The sequence below is a fragment of the Peribacillus alkalitolerans genome (assembly GCF_010882125.1).
Classification (GTDB): Bacteria; Bacillota; Bacilli; order Bacillales; family DSM-1321; genus Bacillus_BN; species Bacillus_BN alkalitolerans.
In genome coordinates, this window is the sequence record NZ_JAAGVZ010000042.1 from 1 (window position 1) to 10958 (window position 10958).

Genomic DNA, 10958 nt, shown 5'->3' on the forward strand with positions numbered 1-10958 from the left:
ACTCATTTCAATTACCCGTTAATCCAATTACAAGGGTTATGAAATCCTACGAATAAGTGAGCATTCGAGAGATATTCGTATGAAACTGAGGGAGTTGAACAAGCTCGTTCGACGAAAAGGGCATTCCTGGTATTACTGGGGATGCCCTTATTACTAAACTATAGGGTATTTTGCTAGAATTCAAAGTCTAGAATCATCTTACTGGTTTGACCTGTAAACTTATAATTATAGAACCCTTTCAAACTATCTAAGTCACCGGTAGCTTTGATAACTGTTGCCGGAGAATCTAGATTTCCTTTTTCAAATATTCCTTGCTCTATGGCTGTAAATGTCCCCCGTTTCCCCTTATAAGTTCCTTCGAAATGCAGAAATCCAGAAATTTTTGCAGTGGCCAAGTGACCATCATCTACGTTTGAATCTAAATAATATAATAAATATTCAACAAAAGCTTTTCCTTTTAATTCACCGTCAATGTCATATTCGACATGTGCAATATTAATTGGGAAATCTTCTCTAGTGTCATCGACTGGCTTTTCATCCCATTTGCTTACTGTAAATGTTACCTCCATACATGAAAACCTCCATTCATTATTAGATGAGTAATTTACCTCTAGTATATCACCTAAAAATTAACATAAAAAGTGTTAGCACACAGAAGTTTTTTATTTATTGTTCTTTTCTAACTTTGTGAAGTATTACACTTAAAAAAATGGCTACTAGAGTTTAACCAGAAAGGTAGCAGTGGAACCTCTTTTTTTCTTTAAAGGGGAGTATATTTTAATAAGAAAAAGAAGGAAATTGTAATATTGAGGAGGCAACCACAAATGAAAAAAAACCTTGTGGTTTTTATTCCACAAGGGGTTTTTCATTTAGTAAAGGGTAGGGGTTGGAGGACAGGCAACAGCATCAATAAATCTTGGATCAATTCCATAAAACATCCAGAAGACACCGTTCCATCTATATCCAGAAATTTCACCATACTCGACCCGAGTTGGGTAAAACCAGAAGGATTCCCCATTTATGAGCCAAACATAAGTGTTTTCATATAAACAGTCGATAATATAGGATACAGAAGGCTTTGGTGGAATGAATGTTGGGGGAGGGGATTGTGGTTGTTGTCGCATCGGCCATTGAGGTGGAAAAAACACCATGTGATTTCACTCCTTTTTAAGCTATTTCCTCAACATCATATGTTGAAGCGAAGCAGAAGGATAAAAAATTGGGAAAATAAACAAGGATGCAACAGCAAGTAACTAGAAGTAATAAGATCCCATCTTACTTGAATATATCTAGGTTAAGACTGTAAATGGAGGAGCTTTTTATGGCTTTAGTTTCGATTTATACTGTTGGTAGGCTAAGTCAACCCTATGACCACCCTGCCACTCGTGATTTTTTTCAAGTAGGAAATGAAGTATTTCGTCAGGCATCTAAATCAGGACATCTTATAGAGGCGTTTTCATCAAATGGAGTGTCTTTCCCTGAAGCCATTAAAGGGGAAGGTTTACCTATTCTTACGCTAACTGTATGGAAAAACCTTCAATCCTTATATCATTTTACCTACTCAGGTAAGCATAAACAAGCATTACGAGATAGGAGCAAATGGATGGAGCCTTATCAAGAGAAACACCTTTCATATGTAGTGTGGTGGACAGAGGAGGTGAATGATGTCTCATGGGAGGAGGCTTTCGAAAGATACAACTATTATATTCTGCATGGACCCACTCCTTTTGCGTTTGACTTTAAGCACGCTTTTGATGAAAAAGGGGAGACGTGCATAATTAAATAGCAGGGGGCTGTCTTAAGGTTAGTGGAAGAAGGAATATCACATCAACTTACAGAATATTACATATACATGTTAAATTTAAGAGAGAAAAGATTGCATTTCAAAAAGTTATATATTTGTGGTTAAAAGAAATTTGGGAATTAAAATAACCTTATTTCAATCAAAAGTAGAATATGCTTAATTCAAGCTGCTAATAAGCAGCTTTTCTTATTCACTAGTAGGGTTATTTAGCCAATAAGGAAGTGATAATTTTGAAAGTATTACTCATAATTATTTTTAGCTCACTTATATTTGTTGCTGGTTGTTCCAATCCGGTATTTGAAGGAATGGTAACAGATAAAAGAATAGTAGATGAAAAATATGAAATTCTAGTTATTCAAGGAATTACATCAACGGATATTCAGAATTTGTCTTTAACAGAACTTATAGATCTTGGGATGAGAGAAAAGAAAAAAGCCATTTATTTTACTGTGGATAAAGCTAATTATGAGAAGTTAAGTGTTGGCACATATGTACAAGTAACACATAAAAAAGAAGTAATGACTTCATATCCTGCCCAGACTGGTGCAACAAAAATATCCATAATCACTAAATAAAGGATGATTCCAGAGGAGCGAAAGATTATGAATCAATTAATAATATTTGTCTTACTTAGTGTGTTCGTGGTATTCGGCTTAGAAAAAGTTATTAGTGATAAAACATTATTACTTTTACTAGGTGGAATTAATATGGGTTTACTATTATTTATTGCTATCAATGTTAGAGAGAAAAAAAGTATTAATGGGGAGGAATGAAATGATATGGCGATTTTCGTAGCTTTGGCAATTGTAATACTTGGATCAACATTGGCATTCTATTTAAGTAAAGGTAAGTCGAAAAAAAGAAAATATATCGTTTGGGGTATCACTACTATGTTAGCAATCGCACCATTCTTATCTTTTTCAATCGGTTTGACATATGCAATTATCGTTGAGAATGGTTGGGCAGCCATGCTGATGTGGATCTTGTTTCCCGTAATATTCATCAGTGGATTAATTCTAATGTTGGTCGGTCTCTTTAGGAAAAAAAGTACATAAAGCTTTATAAAACCATAGCTGTCATCATAGACAGCTAATTTTATTGGAAGAAGGGATTAAAAAGGTATTTGTGAAACAATGAAATGTTACAACGTGTACTAATTTAAAGGGGGATTGTTTATGAAAAAAGGTATAAGAATCTTATTTGCTATATTTTTGTTAGTGGTTGGGTTCTATATTGTTGACGCGTTATTTAATAATAAACCTCCAGAACCAACCATAACCGTTGAGGGTAAAAAAGTGGAAGTGGTGCAAGGTTCCTATTGTTGGAGTGGACTTTTTAATGCTAAGTGTGTCGATAAGATTTCTCCACCAGATTTAGTTAATTTTCACAGTATCCAACCTGTTGTTTTGTCACCTGGAGCAAAATTGAAAATAGAGTTTAATCGTGAACCTAAAGAAAATACTTTAGGTGTAAATAGATGGCATAGTAATGCCGAAACAGAAAATATTCCATTAAAGGACAACGTAATTCCAGCTCCAAAAGAAAAAGGCGTTTATGTTTACGATGTTTATGCTAATTGGGAGAAAGGTAGTTCGAGTTATGCGTTTGTTATTGAAGTTCAATAAGTCCTTCAAGGAGGAATTGGGATTATGTATTACAGATTATACTATCCATAAAGGTAGTGAAAGTTTAAACATGTAGTCACCTTCCTTATATATTTTTGTTAAATCTGGCATGGTTAAAAAGCTCTAATCTGCCCCTACAAATATTGCGAGTTATATTGAATAATGTAGTAGATAAATTCAAAATGACAAATAAATTGTACGAAACAGTGCAGTTCAAAAGGGGAATAGTTATGAAAGTTGTCCAAGCGAATATAGGATTATTAGAAGATATCGTTCCTTTATTTAATGGATACCGTATGTTTTACGGTCAACCGAATGATGAATTAGGAGCTAGAAAATTTATTCAGGAGAGAATAACTAATAAAGAGTCTGTTATTTTTATCGCTTATGATAGTGATGATCAGCCTGTTGGATTTGTACAAATTTACCCTACCTTTTCATCTGTGGGAATGAAGCGAGCCTACATTCTAAATGATTTATTTGTGAATCCAGCTGGGAGGAAAAAAGGCGTTGGCAGGTTGCTTATTGAGCGTGTATATCAGTTTTGTGAAGATATGAATGGAAGGTACGTTTCATTACAGACAGCACCTGATAATCATACTGCAAAAGCACTATATGAGGACCTGGGGATGCAGTTAGATAATGAATTTGACATTTATACTAAATACTTTTAGTTATTCCTAAGAAGCTGCCATTGAGGTAGCTTTTTTGATGAAGGAAGCAAGTTTATTTTTTTATATTGAATCAATAGGACAGGACTACGGATCCTTTGGGAAATCGAATTGGTTTCTTTGAATACATAGATGAAAATGAAAACAACATAAGACTTCAAACCATTTAGTAAGGACAAAAATAAAAAAGTAAGTTAATGCGTATCTACTAGATACGCATTTTTTCTTACTGGGCAGTTTAGTTCAATAACAAATTATGATAAATGTCTCTTGTTACAGAATGCAGTGTATTATAATGTTAAAACGACTTCAATGTGCAATTTTATATAAATTTAATTCAATAAGAAGGGTACATATGAAGACTTAAAATCAGAATTACATATTGCTCGAATATGAGGTAGCTTACAAAAAAAATTCATAGAAAGATAAACGGTTTCAATATAAATTAAAACAACTTTTGGTGAGGATATAATAAATTGAAGCAAGATAGGTTTTCTTGCGATTTTTGAAAATGTTTTTAGGGAGGGTAAAGAAAAATGCTTTATATATGGGATGTTGAGAAGATAATTAAAAATACATTACAAGAGCTCAAACTAAATATAAATTTTGAATTCAACAATACACTCTCTGCACCGATGAGTTATAACGTATCGACAAATACGATAAAGTTTAATTACATACAAATTAACGGATATAAAGCTAAAATTAACTTTAAAATTAAAGAAACAGATGAAAACTTTGTGAAAATTATTCTTTATCATCAGCTAGGTTATTATTTAGAATTTAGGAAAAATACACGAGTTTTAAAGACGCTCATTTATGGTGAAGAAGGAGAAAAGGAACAGCTTTTAGCAGAAATCGAACAGAATTCTTGGGAATGTGGAAGAACACTTGTACCTGAATATCTATTAGTAGCATATGATCAAGTACGTGAATTGGATAAACTTTGGGACACATAGGTTTTCAACATCATACAAAATTTCGATTGATTGAATAACAGAAGCTACAGGTGGGATGACTTCGGGGAAACGTAAAGGTTAATCTATAATCTCGTGATATCCATCCATCGTAAATAAAGCATATATATTTCTAAGGGAGAATATGGTTATTTCTCTTTCTTCTTAACCTATTGGGGACTTAAGGTAAAAAAGTAAGATGAAGTTCATCAGAAGCCCTAGCTCTTCTTTTGTAGACCTTGCTAATGTTATTAAAAAATGGTGCTTTTTTATTGTAGTAAGATATTGTATCGATACTGGATATCGCCAATAAATACATACCCAAAATGTATTTATTTTTCTTCATTAAATCTGAATAGGACAAACTTGGATTTGGGGAGGATGTAGGTAAGGAGGCGATAACTATGGTGACTTACGAAGTTTTGTCGTTAATGCTGAGCTTTGGGATGTTTGTGATCGCTGTACTCAAATTTCATGATAAGGATAAGGATACATGACACGCTGCTTGATGGCGTGTTTTTTTTCTTTAGGGTAACGGTTAAAACAATTATGAAAAGTTATTATAGGTTATCAAAGAGTACTAGATATCTATCTAATTTACAAAAAAATAAACAATACATTTTAATCTTATTAAAAGGGCAGTGATCCAGAAGGATTATCGCTCTCTTTTATTGAATAAAGTGTATATGCTTCTCTATTAAATTCATTAAATAATTAATAAGGAGGAATTAAATATGCCTTTAAAAAATTATGGAGTTTTAAAAGGAAAAGCAGTTAAATCTATGATGGGAACAGGGGATAAGCCTCATTATCAAGTTCTTATTCAGGATGATGGAGATGTTTACTATCGAATAGTAGGGGTGTGAAGATTTCTACTTAATCTATAGGGGTTTTACATTAAGATTCGAGCTGTCATTGCGACAGCTTTTTTTTGAACTAAAGACGCAGTATAACTGAAAAGGGATAACTGAATACTTACTTAAGGGATGTTATGTTTAAAAGCTTTTATAAATTGTTTACTATGTTCGGATAATTTCTTGCTTTTTGAATATACAATTCCAAAGTAAAAGCGATTTTGACTTGGATGGTTGAATGGTATTGTGATAACGCTTCCATTTTGAATAACTGCGAACTTATTTAAAAATAAATTCAATGAGAAAACAATACCTAATCCATCTGATACTGCTTCGGAAATAACGTTCACGTTGTTTGTAGTTAATAATATGTTCATATTAGGAACAAAAGTAAATAGTTCTTTTACAAATCCCGACCAAATAGGATCTTCAAAAAGAATAATTGATTGATTTGCAAGGTCTTCAACTCGGATATTCTCCAAATAGGCTAGTGGTGAATTTTTACTCACACATAAAACTGTACCACCTTCATGAACTGTTTCAAATTCTAATTCTGGAAGAGAAGCTACCATTTCGTCAGTAAATGTTGTAATACCAAATTCAATCTTATCCTTTACAACGTCGGATATGATATCAAGTGGTTTTTTTTCAAAAATCTCAATTTGACTATACGGAAACTTTTTCTTATATATGGAAAGTGCGCTAGGGACTATAAACATTGCGTAAGGATTGGCAGATATTGATATTTTGATATGCTCTGGATTAAGTTTTTGATTTACAAAAATGTTTATATCCTCGACTTTCAACATAATTTCTTGGGCTTTACTGACAATGAATTTTCCATCTTCTGTAAGCTCGGCACCCAATCTTGATCGATTAAAAATCTTTATTTGAAGTTCTGATTCTAGATTCGAAATGGCTTTACTAATTCCGGATGGAGATAAATGTAGATTCTCTGCAGCTTTAAATAATGATTTTGTTTTTGCAACCTCAATAATATATTCAAGTTGTAAAATATTCATATCAGCGCTCCATTTTCATTTAAGTGAAAAAAAATCAATTATATTGCACTTATTTACACTTTATATTAACTGAAAAGGAAAGTATATTAATTTAGAGTGTTGAAAGTGCTTACAAGACTATTATTTCGCTAATTCCACCATTTAATCTAAGATTGAAGAATTACGGGTGAGAGTGTGAAATAAGCACATCAGCAATTAACTAAAGAAAGAACTGTTATTGGCAATATTTTACTATATTAATTAAAGGGGAATGAAGATGAGGAGACAGAATCGTACAACAATGAAAGCCTTATCAGCGTCACTAGCAGTATCTCTATTAAGTATGCCTTTGCTTAATACACAAGCATTTGCAGCACCAAATGAGGTTGCACCAGTAAATGTGCTAGTTTCAAAGGACCAGCAAGAATTGCCATCAGAGAAAGACTTAGTAAAATTTCGTATTATGGAAACAACAGATATTCACACGAATCTATTAAACTACGATTATTACAAAAATTCTGCTTATGAAAAAGTAGGACTTGCAAAGACAGCTACATTAGTAAAAGAAGCACGTAATGAAATCGCAAATAATGTTTTAGTTGATAATGGAGATTTAATTCAAGGAACTCCATTAGGAACTTATGAAGCAAAAATTGATCCTTTAAGGAATGGTGAAGTTCATCCTGTGTTTAAAGCCATGAATCTAATGGGATATGATATGGCAACACTAGGAAACCATGAATTTAACTATGGATTAGACTTTTTGAACGAGGCATATGATGATGCTAATTTTCCGTATGTCAATGCAAACGTTTTCGTTGATGATCATGACAATAATCCTGATAATGATAAAAACAAATTTAATCCGTATAAGATTCTAAATAAAAAAATTGTTGATGAACAAGGTAAGAAACATGTAATAAAAATCGGTTTCATTGGCTTTGCTCCACCTCAAATTAATGAGTGGGATAAAGCGAATCTTGAAGGCAAAGTTATCACTAAAAACATCGTTGAAACGGCTAAAAAATTCATACCAGAAATGAAAGAAGACGGAGCAGATCTAATTGTAGCTATGACGCATTCAGGCTTTAGTGCGAACAAAGGGAATACAGAAGATGTAATTTATTCGTTAAGTGAAGTTCCTGGTATTGACGCAATTACTTTCTCTCATACACATAAAGTATTCCCAGCTAAATCAGAAGCTATGCTAGATGGTTTATTTTTAGGGGCAGATAAAAAACCTTTACCTGGCGTTGATAATGCAAAAGGAACAATCAATGGTATTCCAGCTGTACAAGCAGGTTATGGTGGTGGATCGTTAGGGCTAATCGACTTAACATTAAAAAAAGAAAAAGGTAAATGGGCGGTTGTTAACTCACAATCTTCAACTCGTGAAATTTGGGTTGATGTGAAAGACCCTGTTACAGGTAAAACTAAAACAGAAAGTACAGTAGCACCTGACCAAGAAATAGTTAATGCTATTAAACCAAATCATGATGCAACGGTTCAATATGTAAATACACCAATTGGATCAACAACAGATGATATTCATAGTTATTTTTCATTGGTTCAAGATGACCCTTCAGTTCAAGTTGTTACAAATGCTCAAAAATGGTTTGTAGAGAAATATGTTGCTGATAAGAAACCAGAATATAAAAACTTACCAATTTTATCTGTTGGTGCACCATTTAAAGCTGGACGTAATGGGGTTGCTGAATACACAGAGATTAAAAAAGGTGACTTAACGATTCGAAGTGCAGGCGATTTATATCTTTATGATAATACGCTAAAAGCTATTAAAGTAAAAGGTTCAGTCGTTAAAGAATGGATTGAAATGACTGCTGGTAAATTTAATCAAATCGATCCAAATAAATCAGAAGAGCAAGCTTTATTAAATCCATCTTTCCCTGTTTATAACTTTGATGTGATAGACGGTGTAAACTATCAAATCGATGTAACCAAACCTGCAAGATATGATGTGAACGGAAATTTAATTAATAGTGCATCAAGTCGTGTATTGAATTTAACTTATAACGGCCAAGCATTAAATGTAAATCAGGAATTCATCGTTGTCACAAATAACTATCGTGCTGGTGGTGGAGGGAACTTCCCAGGTGTTAAAGGAAGTGAACTTGTTGTTGATTCAGCTGATGAAAATCGTCAAATCTTAATGGATTACATTTCTGAAATGAAAACAATTACGCCAACTGCAGACAATAATTGGTCGATTGCACCGATTAACGGTAATGTTAACGTAACATTCACATCTTCACCAAAAGCAGAAGAGTATATTAAAACAAATAGTAAAATCTCATTTACAAATAAAACAGATCATGCAGGTTTTGGTATTTTCAAATATGATTTAGGCACAGTTCCAAAAGAAAACATTAAAGTTCAATTACTAGGCTTAAATGATTTTCATGGACAACTTGATACTGATACAAAAGTAAAACTTGATGGACAAGATGTATTAGCTGGTAGCATGGAATTTACAGCTGCTGCCATGAAACAACGTGAAGCATCAAATCCAAATACTTTACTTGTTCATGCAGGAGATATGATAGGTGGTAGTCCTTTAATCTCAGCATTATTTCAAGACGAACCAACTGTTGAAGTAATGGAAGCAATGGGCTTTGATGTGGGAACTGTTGGAAATCACGAGTTTGATGAGGGGATTACAGAATTAAAGCGTATGATTAATGGAGGGGAACATCCGAAGGGTACAAAAGGATATGATGGAATGAACTTTCCAGTTATTGCTGCCAATGCTTATGATACTGCAACTGGTCAATTGATCACACAACCATATGCAATTAAAGAAGTAGGTGGCAAAAAGATTGGCTTCATCGGTGTTGTAACACAAGAAACGCCAACAATGATTGTTCGAAAAGGAAATGAAACACTTGAAATCCGTGATGAGGCTGAAGCGATTAATCAGTATACGGATATTCTTAAAAAACAAGGAATTGAAGCAATCGTAGTTCTAGCTCATAATCCTACACTTCAAACAGGTAAAGCAGATGTATTTGATGCATCTGAAATTGCCGAAAAAGTAGATGATGAAGTAGATGTAATTTTCGCTGCTCATAATCACGTATATGTTGATAAGGAAGTAGATAATAAATTAATCGTTCAAGCTTACTCATATGGCACTGCATTTTCAGATGTTGATTTAGAGCTAGATGCTGATACAGGCGAAATCGTTAAAAAGGAAGCTGAAGTAGTAACTGTGTACCAAAAAGACTATACTCCAGATCCTACAGTTTCTGCGATTATGAAGAAATATGAAGATTTAATTGCTCCAATTAAAGCAGAAATCATTGGAGATTCGATGGCAACTTTACCAAAAGGTTATCCATCTTCTGATACTATCGGTGATTTTGCACTTGGAAACTTAATAGCTGATGGAATGAAAGCTTCAATGAATGCTGACTTTGCAATGATGAACGGTGGTGGAGTACGAGCACAACTTGATGCTGGTGAAGTAACGTTTGGCGACTTATTTGCAATTCAACCATTTGGAAATGTACTAAATAAGGTAATGCTTAGTGGTGCAGATATCGAAACAGTATTAAATAATCAAATTACTGATAAAGGTCTTGATTTCCATATTGCTGGATTTAAATATACTTGGGATTCTTCAACGAATAAAGTGGTAGATATCTTTTTACCAAATGGTAGTAAAATAGATCCTAACAAAGAGTACTCTGTTGTAGTAAACAATTATATGTTCGGAAACATAAAGTATGGAATTGGAGTACTTTCAACAAATTTAGAAGTGGGACCAGAAGATTTACAAGCTACAGTTGACTATGTAAAGTCACTTCCAAAACCATTCACATACGAAGTAGAGGGACGAATTCAAAAAGTAACAACTACTCCTTAAAGTAAAAAGCATAGTAGAATTATTAATAAACTATCTTCCAATAACCCCATTATCTGGGGTTATTCAGATTGTCGACAAAAGGCATTCCGAATGACCCCATTCGGATGCCTTTTGTCATTTTCATGTAGTTTTCTTTAATTTAGACCTTCCTTAGCTCTATT

At 33.4% G+C, this 10958-nt stretch carries 12 protein-coding genes and 1 pseudogene; 10 read left to right on the forward strand and 3 right to left on the reverse strand.

The features are described 5' to 3' along the window. Positions 1-173 precede the first annotated feature (173 nt). Positions 174-569 (reverse strand): DUF3224 domain-containing protein, encoded by a 396-nt coding sequence (locus G3O09_RS21660; protein ID WP_163103515.1) that lies wholly within the window; start codon positions 567-569, stop codon positions 174-176. A 300-nt stretch (positions 570-869) separates the two neighbouring features. Then, positions 870-1151 (reverse strand): transporter, encoded by a 282-nt coding sequence (locus G3O09_RS21665; RefSeq protein ID WP_205439703.1) that lies wholly within the window; start codon positions 1149-1151, stop codon positions 870-872. A gap of 170 nt (positions 1152-1321) precedes the next feature. On the opposite strand from G3O09_RS21665, the gene G3O09_RS21670 reads away from it, so the two are divergent. From G3O09_RS21670 to G3O09_RS21705, 9 genes and pseudogenes are all read left to right on the forward strand, one after another. After that, entirely contained in the window at positions 1322-1786 is a 465-nt protein-coding gene (locus G3O09_RS21670; RefSeq protein ID WP_163103516.1) for a DUF3291 domain-containing protein, read from the forward strand. Positions 1787-2034: 248 nt separating this feature from the next. After that, positions 2035-2379: a DUF3221 domain-containing protein gene (locus G3O09_RS21675; RefSeq protein WP_163103517.1), complete on the forward strand. Its 345-nt coding sequence runs from the start codon at positions 2035-2037 to the stop codon at positions 2377-2379. A 27-nt stretch (positions 2380-2406) separates the two neighbouring features. Beyond that, positions 2407-2577, forward strand: a complete 171-nt coding sequence (locus G3O09_RS21680) for a hypothetical protein (protein WP_163103518.1) — start codon at positions 2407-2409, stop codon at positions 2575-2577. A gap of 6 nt (positions 2578-2583) precedes the next feature. Then, positions 2584-2859 (forward strand): hypothetical protein, encoded by a 276-nt coding sequence (locus tag G3O09_RS21685; RefSeq protein ID WP_163103519.1) that lies wholly within the window; start codon positions 2584-2586, stop codon positions 2857-2859. 120 nt (positions 2860-2979) lie between these two features. Next, a complete protein-coding gene (locus G3O09_RS21690; RefSeq protein ID WP_163103520.1) occupies positions 2980-3429 on the forward strand; it encodes a hypothetical protein in 450 nt (149 codons plus the stop codon). Positions 3430-3659: 230 nt separating this feature from the next. Continuing rightward, positions 3660-4103, forward strand: a complete 444-nt coding sequence (locus G3O09_RS21695; protein WP_163103521.1) for a GNAT family N-acetyltransferase — start codon at positions 3660-3662, stop codon at positions 4101-4103. 533 nt (positions 4104-4636) lie between these two features. Then, positions 4637-5059: a hypothetical protein gene (locus G3O09_RS21700; RefSeq protein WP_163103522.1), complete on the forward strand. Its 423-nt coding sequence runs from the start codon at positions 4637-4639 to the stop codon at positions 5057-5059. A gap of 401 nt (positions 5060-5460) precedes the next feature. After that, complete coding sequence (locus G3O09_RS22645) at positions 5461-5553, forward strand: putative holin-like toxin (RefSeq protein ID WP_240338535.1); 93 nt, start codon at positions 5461-5463, stop codon at positions 5551-5553. A gap of 237 nt (positions 5554-5790) precedes the next feature. Continuing rightward, a pseudogene (locus G3O09_RS21705) lies at positions 5791-5910 on the forward strand (DUF2278 family protein); the annotation flags it as partial. A gap of 125 nt (positions 5911-6035) precedes the next feature. Here the strand turns inward: G3O09_RS21705 and G3O09_RS21710 are convergent. Then, a complete protein-coding gene (locus G3O09_RS21710) occupies positions 6036-6932 on the reverse strand; it encodes a LysR family transcriptional regulator (RefSeq protein WP_163103524.1) in 897 nt (298 codons plus the stop codon). A 256-nt stretch (positions 6933-7188) separates the two neighbouring features. Between G3O09_RS21710 and G3O09_RS21715 the strand changes: the two genes are divergently transcribed. Then, entirely contained in the window at positions 7189-10797 is a 3609-nt protein-coding gene (locus G3O09_RS21715) for a bifunctional 2',3'-cyclic-nucleotide 2'-phosphodiesterase/3'-nucleotidase (RefSeq protein ID WP_240338536.1), read from the forward strand. The last annotated feature ends 161 nt before the right edge of the window (positions 10798-10958 follow it).